This window comes from Oleidesulfovibrio sp., from assembly GCF_047973035.1.
Taxonomy (GTDB): Bacteria; Desulfobacterota; Desulfovibrionia; order Desulfovibrionales; family Desulfovibrionaceae; genus Oleidesulfovibrio.
Window position 1 is genome coordinate 106,914 of sequence record NZ_JBKEBF010000008.1, and the last position, 24,480, is coordinate 131,393.

General features: G+C 55.5%; 16 protein-coding genes. 2 read left to right on the forward strand and 14 right to left on the reverse strand.

What is annotated here, in order from left to right; all coding sequences use genetic code 11:
* The first annotated feature begins 3 nt into the window (after window positions 1-3).
* Entirely contained in the window at window positions 4-720 is a 717-nt protein-coding gene (locus tag ACK5LI_RS01995; protein WP_416945956.1) for an ABC transporter ATP-binding protein, read from the forward strand.
* A 240-nt stretch (window positions 721-960) separates the two neighbouring features.
* Here ACK5LI_RS01995 and ACK5LI_RS02000 read toward each other — a convergent pair whose 3' ends face one another.
* From ACK5LI_RS02000 to ACK5LI_RS02025, 6 genes are all read right to left on the reverse strand, one after another.
* Entirely contained in the window at window positions 961-1,818 is an 858-nt protein-coding gene (locus tag ACK5LI_RS02000) for a hypothetical protein (RefSeq protein ID WP_416945957.1), read from the reverse strand.
* A gap of 242 nt (window positions 1,819-2,060) precedes the next feature.
* Window positions 2,061-3,344 (reverse strand): ATP-binding protein, encoded by a 1,284-nt coding sequence (locus tag ACK5LI_RS02005; RefSeq protein WP_416945958.1) that lies wholly within the window; start codon window positions 3,342-3,344, stop codon window positions 2,061-2,063.
* A 324-nt stretch (window positions 3,345-3,668) separates the two neighbouring features.
* Window positions 3,669-4,307 (reverse strand): GNAT family N-acetyltransferase, encoded by a 639-nt coding sequence (locus ACK5LI_RS02010; protein WP_416945959.1) that lies wholly within the window; start codon window positions 4,305-4,307, stop codon window positions 3,669-3,671.
* A 200-nt stretch (window positions 4,308-4,507) separates the two neighbouring features.
* Window positions 4,508-5,821, reverse strand: a complete 1,314-nt coding sequence (locus ACK5LI_RS02015; protein ID WP_416945960.1) for a (Fe-S)-binding protein — start codon at window positions 5,819-5,821, stop codon at window positions 4,508-4,510.
* 398 nt (window positions 5,822-6,219) lie between these two features.
* Window positions 6,220-7,557 carry a TRAP transporter large permease gene (locus ACK5LI_RS02020; RefSeq protein ID WP_416945961.1) on the reverse strand — a complete coding sequence of 446 codons (1,338 nt, stop codon included), beginning with the start codon at window positions 7,555-7,557 and terminating at the stop codon, window positions 6,220-6,222.
* Between the two features lie 2 nt (window positions 7,558-7,559).
* Window positions 7,560-8,081 (reverse strand): TRAP transporter small permease subunit, encoded by a 522-nt coding sequence (locus ACK5LI_RS02025; protein WP_416945962.1) that lies wholly within the window; start codon window positions 8,079-8,081, stop codon window positions 7,560-7,562.
* 223 nt (window positions 8,082-8,304) lie between these two features.
* On the opposite strand from ACK5LI_RS02025, the gene ACK5LI_RS02030 reads away from it, so the two are divergent.
* Window positions 8,305-8,682 carry a hypothetical protein gene (locus tag ACK5LI_RS02030; RefSeq protein WP_416945964.1) on the forward strand — a complete coding sequence of 126 codons (378 nt, stop codon included), beginning with the start codon at window positions 8,305-8,307 and terminating at the stop codon, window positions 8,680-8,682.
* Between the two features lie 371 nt (window positions 8,683-9,053).
* Here the strand turns inward: ACK5LI_RS02030 and pbpC are convergent, their stop codons facing one another.
* From pbpC to ACK5LI_RS02070, 8 genes are all read right to left on the reverse strand, one after another.
* Window positions 9,054-11,417, reverse strand: coding sequence for a penicillin-binding protein 1C (pbpC, locus tag ACK5LI_RS02035; protein WP_416945965.1), 2,364 nt, complete (start codon window positions 11,415-11,417; stop codon window positions 9,054-9,056).
* 115 nt (window positions 11,418-11,532) lie between these two features.
* Window positions 11,533-16,542 carry an alpha-2-macroglobulin family protein gene (locus ACK5LI_RS02040; RefSeq protein WP_416945966.1) on the reverse strand — a complete coding sequence of 1,670 codons (5,010 nt, stop codon included), beginning with the start codon at window positions 16,540-16,542 and terminating at the stop codon, window positions 11,533-11,535.
* Window positions 16,543-17,018: 476 nt separating this feature from the next.
* Window positions 17,019-18,032 carry an ABC transporter ATP-binding protein gene (locus tag ACK5LI_RS02045; RefSeq protein ID WP_416945967.1) on the reverse strand — a complete coding sequence of 338 codons (1,014 nt, stop codon included), beginning with the start codon at window positions 18,030-18,032 and terminating at the stop codon, window positions 17,019-17,021.
* Window positions 18,033-18,035: 3 nt separating this feature from the next.
* On the reverse strand, window positions 18,036-18,995 hold the full coding sequence (locus tag ACK5LI_RS02050; protein ID WP_416945968.1) for an ABC transporter ATP-binding protein: 960 nt from the start codon (window positions 18,993-18,995) through the stop codon (window positions 18,036-18,038).
* A gap of 3 nt (window positions 18,996-18,998) precedes the next feature.
* A complete protein-coding gene (locus ACK5LI_RS02055) occupies window positions 18,999-19,916 on the reverse strand; it encodes an ABC transporter permease (protein WP_416945969.1) in 918 nt (305 codons plus the stop codon).
* Window positions 19,917-19,918: 2 nt separating this feature from the next.
* Entirely contained in the window at window positions 19,919-20,896 is a 978-nt protein-coding gene (locus ACK5LI_RS02060) for an ABC transporter permease (protein WP_416945970.1), read from the reverse strand.
* 204 nt (window positions 20,897-21,100) lie between these two features.
* Window positions 21,101-22,720, reverse strand: a complete 1,620-nt coding sequence (locus tag ACK5LI_RS02065; protein ID WP_416945971.1) for an ABC transporter substrate-binding protein — start codon at window positions 22,718-22,720, stop codon at window positions 21,101-21,103.
* A 336-nt stretch (window positions 22,721-23,056) separates the two neighbouring features.
* Window positions 23,057-24,250, reverse strand: a complete 1,194-nt coding sequence (locus ACK5LI_RS02070) for a MalY/PatB family protein (protein WP_416945972.1) — start codon at window positions 24,248-24,250, stop codon at window positions 23,057-23,059.
* Between the last annotated feature and the right edge of the window lie 230 nt (window positions 24,251-24,480).

Consider the following 24,480-nt stretch of genomic DNA (forward strand, 5'->3'; position numbering starts at 1 on the left):
TCGATGTTTCTTGAAATACGCGATCTGCATGTGAAGTACGGCAACGTCGAGGCGCTGCACGGTGTGAATGTCACCGTAAATCAGGGTGAAATTGTTACCATTCTGGGTGCTAACGGCGCTGGGAAATCTACCACGCTGATGGCTATCAGCGGGCTGGTGAAGCCCTCTGAGGGCGGTATCTGGTTTGAAGATGAACCGCTTCATAAGCTGCCTAGCCACGAAGTGGTCATGCGCGGCATTACCCAGTCGCCGGAAGGGCGCCGTGTTTTCGGAACGCTGACTGTGCAGGAAAACATGAATCTGGGCGCCTTTACCCGTAAAGACCAGTCGGGCATCAAGCGTAATATGGACTGGATTTACTCATTGTTCCCGCGTCTTGCAGAACGTCGCAGCCAGCTTGCGGGTACACTTTCCGGCGGAGAACAGCAGATGCTGGCTATCGGCCGAGCACTTATGGGCGACCCGCGCATTCTGCTGCTTGATGAGCCCAGCCTTGGCCTTGCGCCAATTCTGGTGCGGTCGATCTTTGAAACCGTCCGCAAGATTAATCAGGCAGGTGTAACCGTGGTATTGGTCGAACAGAACGCCCGTGCCGCCCTGAAACTGGCAACCAGAGGCTATGTGCTGGAAGTGGGCAATATTGTGATGGAAGATACCGCCGCAAACCTGCTTGCCAATCCGGAAGTGCAGAATGCCTACCTTGGTGGTGCAGGAGCATAATTTTTGCCCGTAAGATCAGTATCTCTGTTAGTTACAGGCTATGGATAATAAACCGGTGTGCCAGAAGGTACGCCGGTTTTTTTACGGCTGGCAACGGCTCACGGAGGCGGAGCATTTGAGCCGGAGACGCATTAAAGGGAGCCTGCCTTTATCCGGCTATTATTCAGCCTGCTATAGTGCGCAACAGCACGCTGATTGGCAGGCTGGCAGCAGCTTATTTCCGCCGGAACAGCGTTCGGGCTATTTTTTATGCTTAGGCGGTGCGTACCGCTTGCGGATAGCTTTAAAAAGCTCCGGTTTGCGGTCGTACTGATGCACCAGCAGTGGGGGAGCATCACTGCCTGCTACCGACGTAACCTGTATGAATTCCTGCCCGCGGACATTAAACGGCGGTTCGCCTTCGTAATATCCCAGCGTTAAAACAGGGCCGGAATTGTCATGCACGGTTACGGGTGCTGCGGCTGCCAATGCGCCGCTGTGCAGCAAGTGGTTATGTACGCCCTGATCATACCCCGCCATGCGCGGCGCGGGGGTATACAATTCCAGCATAGGAAGCATCAGGCGGATGTATGCATCCATGCCGTCATGGCAGCATACGGTTGTTCCGGAGCAGGATATGGGTTTGTCCGCAATGGCCTGCAAAGCCTCATTGCCCAGATGGCCGCCGGTCCAGTGCGTCATGTACGGGCAATCGCCTATGGTCATGTGCCTGTCTTCCAGTGTGACGTTGATTCCCGCAGGCCAGGCAAAGCCGAACGGGTCGGACTGAAAGATCACGTCACGCACGTCACTTATAAGAATGCGCTCATATCTGCGTTCAGAAGTAGCCAGAAAGTCACGGTACAGGAAAAAGCGCACCGCATTGTACGGCAAATGCTCAAGCTGTCCTGTGCGTTCAAAAGGAACGACAGTCACACCGTGAGCCGCTATTTCATCCAGCCCGCGGGTTGTGGGAGTTACAAACAGCACGCACTGTCCGGCGTATCCTGTTTCTTCCAGTGAGCGGACAAAAGGACGTACGTCACCGTAGTGGTATCCGGCCGCAAGGCCCATAACAAGGCAGTTTTTGCTGCACGTTGTTTGCGAACTGTTATGCATGATCAGAAATCTATCCGTGGCTGAGGAAATTGCTGTGCAATTGTTGCAGATTGCTCATGTTCTGCTGGCAAAGTGCATTCTGGTTTATAGCGCATGTTGCCTGACGGTTGGCGTTGCGCAAGGTCAGATAATGTTATTCGAAACGTGCTTTGGGGCTGACTGAGTTGCAAAGTATTGTGCAATGGCTTCCGCAGTAATTGCGTAGCAAGCTGTCGGTTAATTATCTTCCAATGCGGTTTCAGTTACAGTGCAGCCTTGCGGAATGCCGACAAGAAGCGTGATCGCAATGTTTCGCTCATCAATCCCCGCTTTACGGGCGAAAGCCGCAGAAAGCCGCCCACCAGACCGCGCATGAATTCCTGCGTGCGGCTGTTCGGGTTGTCAAAAATCAGGTTCTGCAAGGTTCCGCGTTCAAGGCTTTGCAGTATCACCCGCTCAAACGAATCTGCCGGATGGAACACCCGCTGGTCACGTTTATGCAGCTTCAGCGCTTTTGTGGGACACTTCAGTGCACAGGCACCGCACCCCAGACAGCTTTCAGCGGTGACCGCTGCAAGTTTGCGTTTGCCGTGGTCGACCTGCGTATTCGCGCGTGGTTCCATACGTATGGCGTCAATGGGGCAGGCTTTGGCACACTTGCCGCACCCGTTGCATTCGTCACTGTCTACGACGGCAATAAACGTAGATGAGACCAGAATGCTGGTAAGGCCCGTGTGCTTGATGCCCTGCATCAGGTTGCAGCAACAGCCGCAGCAATGGCAGATGAAATTGGCGTCCTGACGGACGTTGTCTGTAGAAAGGGTAAGCGCAAAATCTTTGGAGCGGTCAAGAATATCCAGCATCTCGGCTTTGTCTATACGGCGCGCAAAGTTGTTGCGGATTAGAAACTCCGCACCGCCGCCCATGGAGGTGCAGGTTTCCATAGGAACATGACAGTCTTTGCCTAAGTGGTACTTTTCATGCCTGCACGAACACAATCCTATGGAAAAGATGGTGTTCGCTTCCACCATTGCAGAGGCTTTTTCGTAGTCCAGAATCTCGACATGGTCGCCCGCAATGACGGATTCATAAGGCAGGGCGCGCATGATGGAGACTTGCTGCCCGTCACCGAAGTTTGCTTCAAAAAAATTACTGTCACCGAACATGTAATTGTTAAACAGCCCGGACCACTGTTTTAGCGGCAGGTTGCCGCCCGTGCGCATCATGGTGAACTCGAAGATGCCTATGACAATGGGGCTTATCATGTACTGGTAGGATTCACCGTCCCAGATGTCGAGGATGAGTCCCTTTTCGCACAGGGCATCCAGCAGCGGGCGGATTTCATCCTGCGGGGCTCCGCATACACCGGCAATCCGTGCAAGCGAAGAAGGACGGTACGGCATCCGGCAGATAAGCTCTGCCTCGCGCGGCGTATACAGCGCTTTGAGCATAGCCTGAAACGCCGGAGAATCAGGTGTGCGTACAGGGGTTCCGTCTATGGTCTGAGCCAGTGAGCGGTAAATATCTTTTCCAACCAGATGTCCCATGTCGTTTTCCGTCGAAGGCTTTTGCCGGAACCTGTCTGACCGGCGTTATTCTGTCATGTGCAGGCTTACAGGTGCTGTAGCAGTGTTGTTTCTGCCAACTGCCATAGGCTGACAGTACCGGCAGGCTTTGCGCCGGATATGCCGAAGGGAGCAAAGCGGATGATGCAGTCCGCCTTCACAGCGTACGGCCGGCTTACAGGCTGCACGGACAGCGGCAAATATTTTTTTGCTGCTTCGGTATTTGTTGTAAAAAAACTGCCCGCCGTGTTCATGGCACGGGCGGGCAGCTTTGGCAATGTGCGGGTAATCGCGCGGCGGGGTATGCTAGTCGTCTTTTTCCAGCTTGCAACGTCCGTTGCCGTTAACCCCTTGTGTCTTGCCGGCTTTAGGCTCGACAGGAGTGCGGTTGCGCCTTTTTTTCGAGTGTGTCGTGTGCGTTTCTTTTGCCGCACCTGAACCGTGTTTTTTCAGCACGCTCTGGTACATGTCGCAGTGATGCAGGTTCAATGTCATGATGACGTGATCCTGCTCGCTGGAAAAGCCCTTGCTGTTAAAAAAGCGCAATGCAGGCCCGTTACTGGGGTCGGTGTCTGCAATCAGATAGCGGGCACCTTCTGCCACCATGCGGTCCACCATCTTGTCGAACAATTTGTGTCCGATGCCGCAGCTGTGGAATTTAGGCTCTACTCCGATCCAGATGATGTAGCCGTATGTCCACGAAGCCTTACTGATAAGTGTTCCGATGATGAAGCCTGCAAGAGTTCCGTCCACTTCTGCCACCATGCAGAATTCAGGGTCGGTGTTGTAGTGTCCTACAACTTCCCATTCATCCCATGTACGATACAGGAACGGGTACAGGTCGCACGTAAAAAGTCGTTCGCCCATATGGTAGACCGGGGCAAGATCGTCGATGCTCATCTCACGGATGATTACGTCCGGAGAGTGCGGTTTGTCGGAAGCCATGATGTTCCCATGACATGTTTGTTCGCAAGAATATGCGAGGTGATGCCCGTACGCGCAGCAAGACATTTGCGGCGGGTATTCGGGCGTTTACGCAAGTATAAACCTAAGGTGGATACTGTCAACGGGGGAACTGTTCAGGAAGAGATAAAGCGTAGTTAATCGGTTAAATTAGCAGCAGGGAAAGAAGAAGGTCAAGTCGGTTAGCGGAAGTATTTTCGTTTCCACCGCCCTTTAACGCGCAACCGGTGCAGATAGGTAAACGGAGCGCGGGCGGGCTTCATGCGGCCCCCCAGCGTTTTTACGGGAAAGAATGCCAGATCAAGCACATGCGCAGTCTGGACGAATGGAGAAAGAAAGCCCGTGCATCCTGCACAGTATGTAACAACGGTTTTGCCGTTTGCCTGTCCGCTGCGTTTTTCTGCCCACTGGCGGGCAAAGTCCGGTCGTATGGCTGCCGTCGCTCCGCCTTCGCCGCAGCAGAGGGTGCGGCTTTTGACGGAAGGCATTTCCACTATGTCTGCCCCGCTGCGCAGGGTAAGCGCGCGGGCTGCATCATGGATGGCAGGGTAAGTCCGAAGCGGGCAGGGGTCGTGCATTGCCACAGGCGGAAAATGATATGCATCCTGCCTGTCAACGCAATCCTGCGCCGCTGTCTGCGGCGGATGTTGGGCCAGAACTTCGTAGATGCTGACAGCCTCCATGTCGTGTGCATAGTTGGCGAAAACCTTATGGCAGTTAGGGCAGGCCGTGATTATCCGTTTTATGCCGCGGCTGTGCAGCTGCCGGTACAGCTTCCCGAACTGTCCGTTAAATTGTTCCTGCCTGCCCAGATCATGCGAGGGCTTGCTGCAACACGCCAGAACCGCGCCTATGCGCGGATACACCGAGCGCAGGTGTTCAAAGGCAGCCTGCACGGTTTGCGACCGCGTTCCCGTCAGGGTGCAGCCGGGAAAGAATACCGTGTCTGCATTTTCAGGCAGGCCGAACAAACTGAATGCGTCAGAGTTGCCGCACGATTCGTAGCTGATAAGGCGCTTGAAAGGCTTCAGCGATATTGCCCCATGTTGTACCGCATTCCTTCGCATGGCCAGAAACAGCTGCAGCGGCTCAAGTTTTTCAGGGCAGGTTGCACCGCATAGAGAACATAAGCTGCACTCGAATGCGTTGCGACTGGCGTTTTCATCACCGGACAGAATTTGCTGCGCAATGTCGCGGGGGTTGCCGTATTCCTGCAGAAACGGACACGCGCGTACACATGCGCCGCAACCGGTGCAGCGTTGTGCTATGCGGGCAGCCACTTCCTCCAGCGACTGCAGCTGCGGGGCAGGATAGTCGCTTGTCACTTCCGGCGTTTCTGCGGGCGGACAGAACGATGCCAGTTTTTCTGCGATGGGAATTTGTTGCGAGAACAAAGGGCGTAGTAAAAGGGCCGTAACGCGCCGGACTCCTGACATTAAAACGCCTGAAGGAGTGTTGGTTGCGGAAGATGCTGTATGCGGGTGGCCGTCAGACATGATTGCTCTTTGAACAGTGAGAATACGTATACGGGAGCGCAGCAGGGTAACTCCCGCTACTTCCGGCTAGTTATGGCAAGCCGTCAGGGCATGGTCAAATCGGAAAACATGATGAATCATTAGCTATTGCATAGGGCTATGCTATTGGTTGCAGGTGCTGTGTGCGAGGGTGTGCAGTTTTGCTTTGCGGCTCGGGTTGTTAGCGGCGAGAGTACGCTTGTGACTGGGACGGAGCCGTGCTTTGCGTGTAACGGGCTGACGGCTTGTCCGGTCATTATTATGGGGCTGTGGCTTTCGGCCAGCCTGTGGGTACAGGTGGGGCGAGTTTTTGATTATCTTTTCTGAAACCCCGCTCCGCCGCTTTGTGCTGCTGAGCGGGTATGTTTATTTACAGTTTGCTACATGCCGCGTGCCAGTTCCGGCAGCCACAACAGCAGCTGCGGAAACGCCATGCACAGTCCGAGAACCACCATCTGCATGAACACAAAAGGAATAATTCCTTTATAAATTGACAGGGTGGAAACCTCTTTGGGACACACTCCTTTTAAGTAAAAGAGTGAGAATCCGAATGGCGGTGTCAGGAACGAGGTTTGAAGATTAATGGCAAAGATAAGCGCCAGCCAGCAGGGATTAAAGCCCGCTTCCACCAGCAGGGGAGCGACTACCGGAACAAGAATGAACGTGATTTCAATAAAATCGAGGAAAAAGCCCATCAGAAAGATGATGCCCATGATCATCATCAGGACGCCCCAGTTGCCGAACGGCAGCGCCGCAATAAAATCGCGCACCAGATGATCGCCGCCAAGGCCCCTGAATACAAGTCCGAAGGCCGTAGCACCCACAAGAATGATAAAGATCATGCTGGTCAGGCGGGTGGTGGATTCCATCACTTCGTACAGCATTCGAAGCGAAAAACGCCCGTTGCAGTAACTGAGTACCAGCGCGCCGAAGGCGCCTACGCCAGCAGCTTCCGTGGGGGATGCAATCCCCGCGAAGATGGTGCCGAGCACCGCAAGAATCAGCAGCAGCGGCGGGCCGAAGGCGCCAAGCAATTCCCGCCAAGTAGGCGCGTCAGGCTCTGCTTCACAGGCTTGCGCAGAAGATGCCTTCGGCAGTGCCGTAGGCACCTTGTCCGGAAAGAGCATTGCATAAACGACAATATAACCGACATAGAGCCCGACCAGAAGAAAACCCGGAGTAACCGCACCTATGAACAGGTCACCCACCGGAACGCCAATGACATCGCCCAGCAGGATAAGCACGATGGAGGGTGGAATAATCTGCCCCAGTGTGCCGGATGCGGCTATTACTCCCGTTGCCAGCGGGTGCCCGTAGCCGCAGCGCAACATGCTGGGCAGGGCAAGCAGCCCCATGGTGACAACTGTTGCCCCCACAATGCCTGTTGATGCGCCAAGCAGCGCACCCACCAGCACAACCGCAATGGCCATACCGCCGCGCATTTTGCCGAAGAGCATCCCCATGGATTCAATCAGCCGTGTGGCAATGCCGGAACGCTCCATAGCCATGCCCATAAAGATAAAAAGCGGCACAGCCGTCAGGGTAAAGTTGCTCATGGTGCCCCAGATGCGCAGGGGCAGCAGGTTGAAAAAGTCCCATCCGAATCCGGCAACCCCGAATACAAGCGATACGCCGAGCAACGTAAACGCTACGGGAAAGCCCATCAGAAGCAGCGCAGTGACACAGACAAAAAGCCAGCCGGCAAGTTCCTGATGCATGGCTATGCCTCCAGCCTGTGTTCGCGTTTGCCCAGCAGGACAAGCAGATTTTTAAGAAAGAAAGAGACCCCCTGCAGGGCCATCAGGCCGAAGCCGAAGGGAATGAGCGCCTTCAGCATCCATCGGTACGGCAGGCCGCCTGGATCGGGCGAAATTTCATTCATCATCATGCTGAACTGCACTATGGGCAGCGATGTTTTGATGATCAGGTAGCAGCCGGGAAAGAGAAACAGCAGACAACCCAGCACATTAATGAGCGCTTTTCGTTTGTCAGAAAGATGCTGGTACAGAACGTCCACCCGCACATGCGCATCGTACCGTAGCGTATAGGCGCCGCCCAGAAGGAACAAAGCGGCATACGCATGCCATTCCAGCTCGCGAAGCGCGGCAAAGCTGATGCTGAAAAAGTAGCGCAAGGCCACATCTACAACCACGGTGAGCACCAGAAAAAGAGCCAGCAGCATGGCTGCACGGCCGATGGTCTCGGTTATTTTGTCGATCACGCGGATAATGGTGTCGAGCATGTACTGTTCCTTGTTAATGCTGCAAAACATTCTATTATACTGAAGGTACGGCATAATTCATAAGCGACACCACATAACAAAAACATGGCACTTGCGGCAACGTAAAATTTACAAAAATGTAGCATTCTATGGAATGGCACACGGTTACGGCGGGCAAAACTGTTGCTTGCACAGGGGCCTTGTTTATGGAAATGTGGCGCCACATTCATTAGAGGTAAACGACATGAGCAAAAATCAGTCACAAGCGGATGAACTGCGTCAGGACTTGCTGGAAACAGCCTGCGAAGCCCTGATAGAAGGCGGCTTCCGTAATATAAAAGGTCTGCTGGATGAACTGGCGGAGCCTGATACCGTGGGCGGCTATCAGCCCGACCTGCAGGGCGAAAACACCAAGGGTGTTGTCTACTATTTTGTGGTGGAAACCGAGGTGACACTGGCCTTGCTGGAAACAGCAGAGCGCGTGAACGCCCTTGCAGAATATGCCGTTGAGCACGGCTGCCAGTGCGTTATCATCGTGCCGGAAGGCGATGAAGGCGTTGCCGGAGCCATGCTGGAAGAACACGATATCCCCGAAGATAATCTGGATATCTGGGAAGGCTAACCAGTCTTGCCGGAAAGAATGTTGAGCGCACGGAGTTATCTCCGTGCGCTTTTTTTTTTGCGAGGTGGAAGGGGCCGGGAAGACGCACAGGGGGAATTGTTCTGGTCTGGGTGCGTTAGAATAAAAGGTAAGGGGAGCTGTGCGCTGCGGGACAGAGCGTAACGGGTGGGGCCGTATAGCGTTTTTTTTTGCCTCCCGCGGCTAGGGGAAAGAATTCTCTTCGGCCCCCCTGTCAGGCGGGACATTGTTTTTTGTATTGGTAAGTAGGTAAGCGCTATGGTGATATCATGCGTTGAAACTTCATCGAGCTGTTTTTACTGCGGTAGCTTTTAACAATATCTATTCAAAGGCAGACCTGATGGCGAGCGTTTTTACTCCCATCCATGAGGAACAATGCGTATCTGAACAGATGCGCTGCGACCTGTGGCATCCACCAGTGTCAGGTTGGTAAAGCCGATGCTGTCCGGTAGCCAGAAGGTCTGACCTTCGGGCAGGGGGATGCCGTTTGCAATCCATCGCAAAGGGGCTGTGCCGCCCGAGGCTTTCAGAGCGATTCCTCCGCCCCTTTCGCTGCCCAGCGATTCGACAATTGTTCCGTCCCGGGGGTGCAGAATGCGCGGCGGTTCACCTGCCAGTGCGGGCAGTCCGCGTGAGTTGGCAGATACAAACCGTTGCAGGCCTGTAGGCAACTGTCTGTTCTGGCGTACATCCAGAACTCCGGCGGGGCGTTCCGGCCAAGGGGCGCTATCCGGTGGCAGACGGTCAAACATATCCAGAAGCAGCGGCACTGCCGCCGTGCGCCCGACCTCACCGGGGCGTGGCTGACCATCGGGTCTGCCTGTCCATATGCCCACCACCCAGTCGGGCGAAGCTCCCACCGCCCATGCATCACGATAACCGTATGATGTGCCGGTTTTAAAAGCCACGGGCCGGACGCCTGTTTCAGGCGCAAGGTAACCCCGCGGCCTTGGTGAATCGCGCAGAATGTCTATCACCTGCCACGCGGCTGCGTCTGTCATCAGGCGGTATCCGCCGGAAAGAAGCGCCTGCGTAACTGTGGAAGCGGCAGGATCTGTGGCGTATGACGTGCTGTTTCCGGTGCTGTTCTGCGCGGGGCTTATGGGACGTTGCGGTATGTTGCGTGGTTGCAGCGTAAAAAGAGGCGGCATTGCCACGCCGCCATCGGCAAGCGCGGCATAGAGCATTGTCAGGTCCAGCAAGGTTGTTCCTGCACCGCCAAGTGCTACAGGCAGGGTTGCATCGCCGGAAACAGCCAGAGTCGCCCCTGCGTTGCGCAATGCAGCCACAAGCCTGTCCGGCCCCATAGCGTACAACACGCTTACCGCAGGCACGTTCAGCGAATCACGCAATGCTTCGCGCACAGTTACTGCTCCCTGAAAGCCTCTGCGAAAGTTGCGGGGCCGGAAATCGCCGAACCGCTGAGCGGAATCGCTGATATGCGTTTCGGGGTGCAGAATGTGTTCATTGAACGCAAGCCCGTAGATAAAAGGCTTCAGCGTGGAGCCAGGTGAGCGGAGGGCCTGCGGCAGATCAAGGTAGTTGCGGGAACCGTCCGCATTTTTACCGCCGACATAGGCGCGGACCTCACGGGTTTTACGATGCATGACCACCGCGGCAACTGATGCGCCATGTTCCAGACCCAGCGCGTGCCGCTGGCACAGCATTTCGGCCGCCCTCTGCAAAGGCAGATTGAGCGCGGTTACAATGCGCTGGCTTTGCGGGTATGTCTGGCGCATGGATTCTGACAGTACCGGAGCCAGCATGGGCATTTGTCTGCGTATGGCGGGAATGCTTTCCGTGCGGGCTTCTGCATGTTGTTTTGCGCTGATAGTGCCTGTACTCCGCATGCGGGTAAGCACCTTGTCGCGGGCTTTACGGGCCTCCAGTGGATTTCTGTCCGGCCGCAAGCGCGTAGGGGACTGCGGCAGAGCAACCAGCAGCGCTGCTTCGCCGTATGTCAGTCTGTCCGGCTCCTTGCCGAAGTATGCATACGAGGCCGCTCTGACACCTTCAATATTAGACCCGAAAGGCGCCAGCGTAAGGTAAATGGACAGGACGCCGGAACTGCCGTTGCGCCAGTGCAGCTGGATTGCCCTGAGAGCTTCTGTAATTTTTGCGCCAAGCGTGCGCGGGCGGGGCTCCAGCAGGCGCGCGGCCTGCATGGACAAGGTGGACGCGCCGGAAACAACGTGTCCGGTAGTCAGCATCTGGCCTGTGGCACGTAGAATCGCCAGCGGGTCAACGCCTGGATGCAGGCCGAATCGCTTATCCTCGTAGGTGGTCAGCAACTCTATATAGCGCTTGTCCACATCCTTCGGAGTGGTGTGCAGCCGCCACATGCCATCAGGGCTGAGGAATGCATGCACAAGGCGTTTCTGTGCATCCATCACCAGTACGGAACGCTGTTCGTAACGTGTCATATCCGGCGGAAAGAGCGCATCCAGTAACAGAAAAAGCATGCAAAGCAAGCCAAGGCCGCTTGCGGCAAGAGCTGCGCGGCGACGCCACGCGCGGGTGGTGGCGGTGTCTTGGAGGGACATGCCGGCAGGGGTGGATGGGCCGGAATCACCGGAATTGTCAGAAGCGCCGAAAGGCCCGGAAGCGCAGAAACGGGCGCAATCGGCGCAACTTGTGTTGTCCGGCGCGGTATCTTGTGTGTGTTCTGGCGCGGTGTCCGGCGTGCAGCAAGGTATATGAGAGCTGTTCTTCGGCATTCGGTGCAGTATGTTCCGGTGATGGCTGTATCGCCAGTAAAAAGTTCCGGCTACGGCATGATAGCTGCCGCAGCCGGAAAGGGTATTCTGTGGTGTAGTGCGGCCTGTCTCGTTGCTATGGTGCGATAGTCAGCGTTCCTGCTTCGCTACGCACAGCAAAGGCAGGGTCGTACATATCTTCCGCACTGACGGGCGGCAGTGTAAAGCTGCCTGCTGTAACTGCGCGGACCACATATGCGGCTACCAGCGGTTTTGCACCGCGGGCGTTGTCCCACGGCAACCGGTCAAAGTCATAGACTGCCACAACGCGATCATCCTGCTTTTGCAGCATGGATGCTGTGGTGGGCTTCAGCCATGACCATGCAGAGCCGTTTTGCGGCACGATGCTTTCCACTTCCAGTCCTGCCGGCAGCAGATCATTCACTACAATCTGCCTGCGCTGGCTGTGCTGGGCAGACATGGTCAGACGAACGATGAACCTGTCATTGCGGCGCAAGGTCTTCAGGTCTACAGGCTTGCCTTCAAAGGTCAGATATTCGCGTTTCAGGCTTAAGCCTCTTCGGGCAAGTGCAGGCAGCGGACGCGCAGGCGTAAAATCAAACGCCGTTGTCACCCATGCGATGCCCTCGCCGATGTTCTTCAGGTTATGCTCAATCATGGCGGTCATGGTTTCAGGATCTGTGTAGCCGGTAAAGGGGCCTTCCGGCAGCGAAGCCAGAGCAACGCCGTCCACTACGCGTAACGGCGTGCCGTTCAGCTCTGCTGCCGTAGCGCCGGAACCTTTCAGCAGACCGTGCACCGCAAGCAGCTTCCAGCCCGCTTCCTGTGTGGTGGTGCTCCATTTGCCTGCATCTCTGTCAAAGCCGCCGCCGCGTTGCAGTAACTCGGCTGCAAGCTGTATGCGACCGGATTCTGCCGCACTGGCAACAACAAAGGCAAGGTTGCGCTTACCCCATTTATAGGGCGCAACGCGCACATCTTCTGCAGGTTTGCGACCTGTTTTGATGATGTCAGTGGCGTGTGCAAAGCTGGAGGTAGCGCGCGGTCCGTCGCCGACCAGATCAAAAGCCCTGCCGAGGTTGGCCCAGCCGGTGCTGTACAGTTGCGGGGCGTTATCGTGGAAGTAGCGCATGTCGGCTGTCAGCAGAACGCCTGCCTGCGCAAGCACTCTGTACGAATACGCAACGGCCTCCGGCGAGGCGCCGTATGCGCTGCGGCGGGCGACGCCGGTCAGGTATGTTTTGGCCCCTTCCAGCACGGCATCCGGCACGCTATGCCCCTGCAGACGCGCGCGTACAAGAAAGTCCATGGCGAAAACCGTTGTCCACGGGTCTGCACGCCATGAATCTCCGGGCCACATGTTCAGGCTGCCGTCTGCGTTCTGCATGTCGGCAATGCGGTAGATGGCCTCGCGGATGCGGTCCGCTACGGGAGCAGCGTCCTCTGCGCCGGTCATCTGAGCTGTTTCCGCCATATACAGCAGCGGCATGGCCCTGCTGGTAGTCTGCTCAAGGCAGCCGTACGGGTACCGGTCGAGCCAGCGCAGCAACGTGGGAACATCGGCTCCGAGGATGCCGCCTACCTGCACGGTCGTTTTCAGGCTGCCGGGCAGTACGTCGGCAATATCCAGCGCTCCGTACTCTTCCATGGCCTGCAACAGTTGCAGTTTTTTTAACGTAAGGGTTTTGCCGGAATCCAGCGTGGTGGCCGTTTGTAAGTACACCTTGCCGTAGCCGGAGCGCACAGTGATGTCCCGCTCAATTTTTGCAGTAAATGAAGGCCCGTTGACCGTGGCGGTTACAGAGCCCTGCCCGATGCCGGTGGCCGTAAGCGGCACGGGCAGCAGCACGCGCTCCCCTTTTTGCAGAGTGACCTTCTGCGTTGCTGCCATCGCATCAAGGGTGCCGGAAGTGCTGACGGATACTTCGTAGGTTCCGGCAGGTGCTTCCACATTATGCAGCAGCATTGTGGCATTCACGGAATCCTGCGGCGCAAGGAAGCGCGGCAGAATAATATCCGCTACCAGAGGATCACGGACAGTCATGGCGGAAGAGGCTGAGCCGACACCGTTTTTGTCCCATGCTACAGCCATAAGGCGCAGACGCCCCTGAAACTCCGGCACAGTAAGCTGAATGTCCGCCTTGCCGGATGCATCCACAGGGACAACTCCGCTGAACAGCGATACAATGCGCAGCGGCACAGCAGCCAGCGAGCCGGAGGCTCCGGCTATATCGCCGCCCTGACGTATGGCGCCGACAACGCCTTCACCTTCAATCAGCCTGCCATAGTCGTCACGCATGGTAATGCCCAGCCGGCGCTTGGCGTAAAAGTATTTTTCCGGCGAGGGAGAAACAAAGCGGGTAAGCTGCAGGATGCCTTCATCCACAGCCGCAAGGGTAACATAAGCCGATGTCGCTCCCTGAACCTGCACAGGTAAGGAAACGGTGGTACGCGGCCTGATGGTTTGCGGAGCTTTGATGGACACGGGCAAGGTATGTTCGCCCATATCTATGCTTATCCACGCAACACCCACGGCGCGGGCGGGAGAACGCCCTTTGCGCGATTCAAGCGGCTGATGCAGCGTGACCAGCGCGTATGCACCGGCTCCCCATTCTTTGCTTACGGGAATAGAGATTTCGCCGCCGCCTGCGGGAATATCCGCAGAGATGACTTTTTGTATATTTTCGTTGGCAATGACAACCGATGCCTTACCGGCAACCGGAGTGTTTACAAACAATGTTGCCGTAGAACCTGCGGTGTACCCTTTCCGGTCAAGGCGCACATCAAGCCTGTCCGGCCTGTCGTCGTCAGTCTCCGCACCCCAGCCCACGTAGAACTCATGGGCAACAACCGCATCTGTTTCAGGGTGGCGGATTTCCACCAGATATTTACCCCAGTCCAGCGTACGACTGAAACGCTGCGGGCCTTCGGCAGGTAACGATACGTTTTCTGTGCGGGTATCGACCACGCGCTCGACGTGTTCGTAGCGCCAGTTGCCGTTATCAGTGCGTGACCACTGCCACGAAACGCGAATGCGCTTCCATGTGACCTGTGCGTCAGGCAGTGCAACGGGATTACCCTTGGCATCCGTGCAGATTGCCATAAATTCTGTGGGCTGGCCCACCGGTGCATACCCGTCTCGGAAGAGAGGGCGAAGGCCTATGTACTGCTGCTGTGCAAGAACGGGAACAGCCACTGCGACTGTTGTGGTCCTGCCTCCGGGTTCCTGCACGCGTACGGTCACATCCGCACGGGCGGGCTGCTTCAGCAGCATTGTGTAGTCATTCTGCTGGCTGGCTGCGGATTTTTTCAGTGAAGCCAATGAAAGAACCAAGCTGGCTTTGCCGTCTGCATCAGTAGCGGGAATGTCCTGCTCCATGCGAATGGGACGGGTCTGCATATTGCCGAAGATGTAGCCGGCATATGCATTGCCGAATGGCGCAGGGTCGGGCCGCAGAATGATGTCACCCTCGGTCGTCAGGCCGTCGCCTGCTGCGCCGTATAAAAAGTCTGCCTGCACGTTGACCGTGGCGTTAGTGGAAGGCGTAATGCGCTCCGGCTCCACATGCAGCGCCACGGCAAGGCGTTCGGGCACAAAATCTTCTACCTGAAAGAATACTTCGCCCACGGGCGGGGCTTTGGGGTCAATGTGGGCTGTTGCCTGCCAGCGTCCGCGCAGGGCGGTTTCCGATAACTGCACGGGCAGATGTAGTGAGCCGTCCTGTTGTTTTTGCACGGTCGTGCGCAGGTATGCTTTGCCATCCGGTCTGTTGATTGTAACGGTAAGAGGAACATCACTGACTGCCTTGCCGCGCGGGTCGCGCAGCATGGTCACAAGGTTCACGGTTTCACGCGGACGGTACACGCCTCTGTCGGTGTACAGGTAGGCATCCACGCCGTGAATGGGCATGCGCCCTTCAATTCCGCGGTCTGAAAGGTCCAGCGGGGTGCCGCGCAGGTCGAGCAGGGCCGTGTCGTCACCGTTGGTTGCCGTAAGCATGACAGGCTCGGCTGCTCCCTTGCCGCGCACCAGTCCGGCAGGAAATTCCGCCATACCGTCCGCGCCTGTGGTGATGGTGCCAAGTTCTTCAAGATTGCGGCTTATCAATGTAACTGTGGTGTCTGCCACAGGCTGTGCCGTGGCATACGAACGTACAGCAACGGTCATGCCGTTTGCGCCGTGGTACGTGGTCAGCGCAAGGTCGGTTTCCAGCAGCATCTGACCGGCTACTTCAGAAGGAATGTCTTCATAGCTGAAGATGCCGTCAGCAGGAGCCAGCGGTTCGGGCGACCCCAGCACGAAATACAATCCGGCTTTACCTTGTGTTGCGATATCGCGCACGGGGAAAAGCGTGGTAATGGTTTCGTTTGGTCTGGATGCCACCTGCATGGTTCCGTTCCAGACAAGGTTGGCATGCCAGCGGTTCACCTGCACGATTTCCCACGGGTTGAAGCGTCTGCCGGAAATCGAATCGTTGTATACCTGCGTGATGGCATGAGGCGGCATACGCAGCACGGCAATCCAACATTCGTTTGTGTTTACTGTGGAAACGGGAAGGCCTTTTGCAGAGCCTCTGGGCAGGATGAAGCCGCGCTCAAAGTTTACCGAAGGCTTGCGATTGCGCAGCGACACAGCAATTTTTTCATCAGCAGGTAATGTTTCCTGCGATACGGCAGGCAAGCCTGCGCGCAGGGTCAGCGAGACGGAATCGCCCGCTTTTGCGCCTGTCAGGCACAAACGTTGTGCCTGTACGCGCGAAACGGTCAGCCTGCTTTCAGTAAGAATGTAGTCCTGATACGCCGTAGTGCCGGATTCATCCAGTGCCTGTGTAAAGTCGAGGCATATTTCCGGCCCATTTTGCGCTTCAATGATGCTGTAGCTTTTGTAGCCGAAGGGCAATGCTGCCTCTTCCTGCGTGGGGGAAGAAGCGCTGCCGGAACCCGCGGGCTGTGCAGGCGTCGAGGCGTTCTGGTCGGTAGCGGCAGATTGCTTTGTGTCGCTTGCTTTATCCTCGGCGGACTGGTCGCAGCCTGCAACCATCAGCAACGCTGAAAGCAGCAGTAGAAGGATCGTGAAACGGAACGGAGAACCGGATGCGGAACGGTGACGGAATGTTAAGCGCATGTGCGCCTCCTGCTTTGCCTTGCGTATTAAGTCTGGCTGTGTGCCGGGGTGAGTATTGTGCATTACCTTCGACGGGTCGTACAGTATGTGCTGAAAGTGGATATTAAGTGCCGGATGTAATGGCGGACTGAAATATGCCAGCTGTACCAGTCGTATCTTTCTATAATGTATTGCCATAACGCTGTTGTATCGCAGCGCTGTTACGTACCAGGACGTATGTATACTGGCTTTGCGCAAGAAAGGGAACATGCAGGCAGAACTATGTGGATAAAATAAAGCAGGTGTTTTGTCAGAAAGAGCCGGAGGAGGCCAGAAGCCCTTTCAGAAGCCGCTGATAACAGATTGAACTGCGTATTCTGCCGGAACTGCCAGAGCATCAGGATGACAAAAGCAAGGTGGTGGCTTTTTACCTGCCTTCCATAAAAAAGCGCCCTGTTCACACAGGGCGCTTTGGGGTCGTATGTGGTTCAACCGTGTTACAACCGGCCTTCTTCTAATGCGTGACAGGCCACCAGTGCTCCGTCGGGTTGCTCGATGGCCACAGGTGTTTCGCATCTGCAACGGCCATTGGTGTGCGGACAGCGCCCGTTAAACACACAGCCGCTGGGCAGGTTGATGGGGGTAGGCACATCGCCGGAAAGGCGGATATGCTTAAAGCCCTTTTGCCCGATGCGCGGAATGGCCGAAAGCAGAGCCTGCGTGTAGGGGTGGCGCGGGTTATTGAACAGAGATTCTGCCGATGCCAGTTCACACAGACTGCCGAGGTACATAACGGCAACGCGGCTTGAGATGTGTTCCACCACGGAAAGGTCGTGGCTGATGAACAGGTATGTCAGGCCGAACTCTTCCTGCAGGTCCATCATCAGGTTGAGAACCTGTGCCTGAATGGAGACGTCCAGCGCAGAGATAGGTTCGTCCGCTACGATGAATTCGGGCTTTACCACCAGCGCACGGGCAATGGAGATACGTTGGCGCTGACCGCCGGAGAATTCGTGCGGGTATCTGTCCGCCCATGCGGGGTTAATGCCCACCTGATCCATAACTCCGGCCACGCGTTCGCGTACTTCGGCGCGGGTCATGGTGGGGTTATGAAAGCGGACAGGTTCTTCCAGAATCTGACGCACGCGCATACGCGGGTTGAGCGAAGCGTACGGGTCCTGAAAGACCATCTGCATACGGGTGCGGTAAGGCATAACTTCTTTTTCAGAAAGATTGTCTATGCGTTGCCCGCGGTAGAGTATTTCGCCGCCGTTGGGCGGGTACAGGCCGATGACCGTACGAGCCAGCGTGGATTTACCGCAACCGGATTCACCTACCACAGACAGGGTTTCGCCTTCGTTGATGGAAAACGAAACATTGTTCACGGCGTGCACCACGGTCTGTTTGCGGGTCAGCTTGCCGTTTTGGAAACGAAGCTGGTCAAGCAGGCCGCCGGATATGTCGAACCGCTTGGTAAGGTTCTTTAGATCGAGCAATGGTGTATTCGCCATGACTTATTCCAGAATGTGGCAGGCAGCCATGCCGCCTGATTTCTTAAGTTGCAGGCTGGGGCGTTCGGTAAGACAGATGTCTTCCTTACAGGTACAACGGTTGTTGAATGCACACCCTTCAGGAATGGACCCGAGGCCGGGCATGATACCCGGAATCTGGTTAAGGCGTTTGCCTTTGACACCCTGAGGCAGAGCCGCCAGCAGACCCTTGGTGTAGGGGTGTTGCGGGTCGGCGACTACTTTGTCTGTGTCGCCCATTTCAACAATGCGGCCTGCGTACATTACGGCGATTTTTTCTGTCACCTGAGACACAACGCCGAGATCGTGCGTGATGAGGATAAGCCCCATGTTTTCCGACTCGCACAGCTCAAGCAGAAGTTCCATGATCTCTGCCTGAATGGTTACGTCCAGTGCCGTTGTAGGCTCATCTGCAACAATAAGTGCCGGAGAGGTAAGCAGAGCAATGGCAATGACTATGCGCTGGCGCATACCGCCGGAAAACTCGTGCGGGTACTGCTTCAGGCGTTTTTCCGGTGAGGGGATGTACACCTTGCGCAGCTTGTCCAGCGCGATTTTTTCTGCCTCTTTTACCGAGACTTTTTTATGTGCAAGGATGGTTTCTACCATCTGGGTACCGATGGTCAGCACGGGGTTCAGGGTCATCATGGGATCCTGAAAGATCATGCTGATACGGTTGCCGCGGATGTGCCGCAACGTTTCGTCAGATGCTTTGGTCAGGTCGTGCCCTTCAAACAGAATAGAGCCGCCGGTGATGCGGCCGGGCTTGCTGACCAGATTGATTATGGAAAAACCCGTTACAGATTTGCCTGCGCCCGACTCGCCCACAAGGCCGAGACGTTCACCCTTTTTAAGCGTGAACGAAACCTTGTCGACCGCGGTCAGCTGCGAATCGCGCATGGCGAACTGTACGGTCATGTCTTTGACTTCCAGCAGCGTACTCATGGTCTAGTCCTTGTAGAGCTTGGGGTTCAGATAATCCCGCAGCCAGTCGCCCAGCAGGTTGATGGTGAGCACAAGCAGTACCAGCACCACACCGGGGAACAGGGTGATCCACCAGCTGCCGCTGAAAATGTACTCAAAGCCGGATTTGATGAGTGAACCCAGCGAAGGCTGGTTTACGGGCATACCCAGTCCGAGGAACGAAAGTGCAGCCTCACTCATGATGGCGTTTGCCACCTGCACGGTGGAGATAACCAGCACAGGAGTGAGCGTGTTGGGCAGAATGTGGCGCCACATGATCCGTCGTGGCTTCAGGCCGATAACGCGTGCTGCTTCAACGTATTCTTTTTTCTTTTCTGCCAGCACGGATGCACGCACTGTACGCGCATACTGCGGCCATTCGGACAGGCCGATAACAAGGACAATGAACGGGACGGCTATTTCTGCAAATTTTGCCACGCCGAAAGACGCCTGAATGACAGCCCCGAAGAAAATGGCAACCATGTATGACGAGAACGACAACTGAACGTCTGTGATTCGCATAAGGAATGTATCAAGACGCTTGGAGCCGTAACCGGACATAAGGCCCACCAGAATTCCCAGCGATGCCTGCAGCGCGACAGCACCAAGGCCGATGAGAATGGATACACGCATGCCGTACAGAATGGCCGAGAACATGTCGCGGCCCTGTGCATCGGTGCCCAGCAGAAACTCAGGCGAACCGCCCGGCTTCCACGAAGGGGGCGTTTCGGCGTTCATAACGTCGATGGTTGCACCGTCGTACGGGTCATGAGACGTGAGCAGCGGCGCAAAAAGAGCAGACAGCACCAGCAAAGCGACAATAATAAAGCTGGTAAGAGCTACCTTGTCGCGAACAAAGTGGTACAGAAAGTCGGACTCGCGGAATTTTTTCCATGCGGACATTGCTACTTCCTCCCCGCGACGCGAACCATGGGGTTCACCAGTCCGTAAATGATGTCTACCACAGTGTTCACCACAACAAACAGCGCACCTACAAATACCATGTAGGCAACCAGCAGGGCTGTGTCGGAGCGTTCAACCGCTTCGATGAACATAAAGCCCATGCCCTGCCACTGGAAAACCGTTTCGGTCAGAATGGTATAGGCGATCATAATGCCTATCTGCACGCCGCCCACGGTGATGACAGGCAGCAAGGTGTTCTTGAAGCCGTGCACCATCAGTACGCGGCGTTCGCGCAGACCTTTGGCGCGGGCAAACTTGACGTACTCCGTTTCCAGCACTTCTTTCATTTCGGCGCGGATAAGCCTGATGAAAAGCGGCAGCATGATGGAAGAAAGAGCAATACTGGGCAGGATAAGGTGCTTGAGCCCGTCAAGGGTAAGCAGGCCCGTATCCCAGAAGCCGAATAGTTCGACTGTTTCCCCCCTTCCGTACGATGGTAGCCAGTGCAGTTCGACCGCAAAGACATAGATCAGCAGAATGGCTGTCAGAAAGACGGGTATTGATACGCCGACAACACTGAAGCCCATGAAAAACCGTGAAATTGGCGAGTTTGGTCTGTACGCGGCGTACACCCCGACCGGCGTGGATATGAGCAGGATGAGGAGTGAGCTACAGAATACCAGCTCGAGCGTGGCCGGAGCCTTGTCGAGGATAACTTCCATAGCGGGTTTGCGATAGAAGAAAGAACGCCCCAGATCGCCCTGAGCCGCATTTTTTACAAAGCGTACCCACTGGACGAGGTAAGGGTCGTTCAGCCCCAGTTCTTCGCGCAGGGCTTCGCGTTCCTGAACAGAAACGCTGACCCCCACCATTTCACGCACGGGGTCGCCAAGCGAATGCTTGATGGCAAACCCGATAAAACTGATGACAAACATGACGATAAGCGCCTGTGTCACCCTTCGGATAATAAAAGCGAGCATATGTGCTTGTGGGGTTAGAGGGTTGAAATCATGTGGTTGGTTGTCTTTATAGAGACACGGAACCGGCCTGAGGCCGGTTCATTGTAATTTTCTGTCTCAAAGACGCTTTGAAAGGAAGGCAAACAGGTTACGGGTTGCCTTCCTTTCAAAGCGTCTTTGCATAAGCGGAGCGGGCATATGCCCGCTCCGCGGTATGATCAGGAATTATTCGATCACAAGGTCGCCAAAGTAGGGGAAGTCCATAACGTTGACGATGTCTTCTGCGTTTTTCACGTGGGGAGCAACTGCCCAGGACAGGTGCTGCCAGTGCAGGGGAATGTAAGCAGCTTCGTCGTATACGATCTGCTCTACTTCCTGCAGCTGGGCGGTACGCTTTGCCTTGTCGGTTTCGCTCTGCGAGGCGATGATCAGCTCATCAACCTTTTTGTTGCAGTAGTTGCCGCTGTTGTACTGGCCGTAGCCGGTTTCCTTGTTGGGGCACATCAGCAGGAACTCGGTGTAGTTGGCGGAGTCTTCGGTATCAGGGTGCCAGCCGACCATCTGGACGTCAGCAACCTGTGCGTCGAACTCATCCCAGTACTGAGCCTTGGGCATGGTCTTCAGGTTAACGGTGATGCCGATTTTAGCCATCATGGAAACGAAAGCTTCAGCGATCTTTTCATCGTTCACGTAACGGTTGTTAGGAGCGATCATGGTCACTTCAAAGCCTTTTTCGTAACCGGCTTCCTTCATCAGCTGTTTTGCTTTTTCAAGGTCGAAGCGGGGAGCAAGCTCAGGCTTGTAGCCGAAGAAGCCTTCGGGACCCTGCTGACCGGCGGCAGTTGCGCGGCCTTTCATGATTTTGGCTGCGATACCTGCATTGTCGGTAGCGTATACCATGGCCTGACGAACACGTGCGTCCTTGAAGGCTTCTATACGGTTCTGGTTCATCTGCAGGGTGATAAGGCGCGAACCGGCCATGGTGATCAGTCTGACTTTGTCATGGCTGGCCAGACGGTCGTAGTCCTGCGGAGGAACGGGCATGATGAAGTCAACGTCGCCGGAAAGTACGGAAGCTACACGGGTAGCGTCGTTCTTAATGGGCTTCAGGTCAATTTCTTCAACGTTGCCGCGGGGGCCCCAGTATTCGGGGAAGGCTTTCAGAACCATCTGTACGCCCTGTTCGCGGGATACCACGTAGAAGGGACCGGTGCCGGATTCGTTTACGTTGGCAAACGAGGGGCCGGTTTTGACGATGGCATCTTTGGGCTGGCCGCTTTCATCGTTGCCGGAGTAAAACTTGCTGTCCATGGGGAAGATGTAGGTAGCCATGTTCAGCAGCAGGGGGTACGGCTTTTTGGTGATGATGTCGATGGTGTAATCGTCGATGATTTTAGGCTCGGCAAAGGGTTCGAACAGCGCCTTGTAGTCCTGAGACTGGTGCAGGCGGTTAAGAGTCCATGCTACGTCAGCTGCGGTGAATTCGTTGCCGCTGTGGAACTTGACGCCCTTGCGCAGATGAAAGCGCATGGTCAGGGGGTCAATACGCTCAAATTTTTCAGCCAGACGGGGCTCAAAGCCCATGTCACGGGTCCAGCGAACCAGCGGGTCGAATACGATGTGCGAGTACTGCAGCATGCCACCGGAAAGCTGAACGTGGGGGTCAAGAGATACAGGGTCTGCATCCATGGCAAGGCGCAGGACTTTTTTATCAACTTTAGGTGCTTCAGCTGCTTTTTCAGCGGGAGCTGCGGTTTCAGCCTTTTTTTCTTCGGGCTCTGCACTGCAGCCGAACGCGAGCATGGCAACAAGTGCGAGCAGCATGAGTTTCAGGATGCGCTTCATCCAGTACCTCCAAATGAAAATTTGCGAAAAATGTGACAGCCCGCATATCCGGCACCCTTCCGCAGGTGTCGGTGTGGGGGATGGGGCAGTCTACAAAAAAATCGCTTCATCTAAACCGAGCAAGGTGCAATGAGTCAAGGCATTTTCGTGCTGAATGCAGAGATAAAATGACAATTACATTTTTGTAACTTGCTTGATTTTCATGTTATTTGAGCTGTGTGTAATTACAATATCTGTTGGTAGTACTCTTACTGTCTGCCGTGCTGTAGTGGTAAAACGACTGGCAGTATAAAGAATAGATACGGCAATACAATTGATACAGCATGTAGCGAAGTATTACCCGCTGAATACATTGATGATTCTGTCCAATGCTTCCTGAAGCACGCTACGCGGGCAGGCAAAGTTAAGCCGCATGCACAGCTCGCCTCCGGTACCGAATGTTGCACCGTGATTCAGCGCCAGTCGGGCTTCCTGCTGCAGCTTCCGGATGATTGCATCTTTGGGCAGGCCTGTTTTTTCAAAGTCGATCCACGTCAGGTAGGTAGCTTCGGGGCGCATCGGTTCAATGCCGTTGACGGTTCCAAGCTGTTGCTGCACCAGCTGCCTGTTGCCGTCCAGATATGTGAGCAGTTCCTTTCGCCACGCATCTCCGTGGTTGTATGCGGCAATGGACATTGCAAGCCCGAAGGCAGAAGGATCAAACAGGCCGGCAGCGTGCATGGTTTTTTGCAGGCGTGCGCGCAGTCCGGCGTTTTGTACCACTGCCAGACCCAGCATGGAGCCAGCCAGATTGAATGTTTTTGTGGCTGAAATGCAGGTGATGGTGCGGTCGGCAATTTCAGGAGCAATAGTTGCCAGCATGGTATGCGTATGGCCTTCGTACACAAGGTCGTGGTGAATTTCGTCACTGACAATAAGCACATCGTACTTCAGGCAGATTTCTGCCAGCCGCGAGAGTTCTTCCTTGTGCCAGACTCTGCCACCGGGGTTGTGAGGACTGCACAGGATAAGCACCTTGCCGCCGTTGCGGCACTGCTCTTCTAGGTTGTCATAATCCATTACAAAGCGCGGACCATCTGGGCCTTCTTCGCGGCGGAGCGGGTTTTCCAGCACTTTGCGGCCGTTGTTTTGCGGGGCAAGCAGAAAGGGCGGGTATACAGGTGGCTGCACTATGATGCCTTCATCCGGTCCGGTGAATGCCTGAATGATAAGATGCAGCGCTGTGACCACGTTGGGCATGCGCAACACCCACTGCGGATGGATGTTCCAGCCATGACGGCGTGAAAGCCATGAGGTAAGAGCTTCGTCATGGTCGTGCCATGCGCCGGGGTAGCCGTACAGACCGGTTTGTGCCATGGCGGCAACAGCTTCGTTCACTGCCGGAGGCGATTTGAAATCCATATCTGCCACCCACATGGCAATTCCGGCAGGGTCGCCCGTTGCAGGTACGCCGTAACGGGTTTCCATCTCGTCCCATTTTTCAGAACGTGTGCCCAGACGATGCAGGCGAGTATCAAAATCATATTGCATAAAGCCTCCGTATGCGGAGCCCGTGCGGGCAACGCAGAGCGTGAAATGTGCAGAGCCGCACCCACGGCTACACCACTACGCGGCGGAAGTGAAGGAAAGGCTCTCTTTGATTTTTAATGAGGGAGTCTGAAAGAAATTACGTGAGGCGTGACCTTGCACGCGCTAGCCACGTTCGGAGTTTTTATAACTGGATTAAGAGGTGGGCTTGCCTGAAAGGTAAGGTCGGAGGG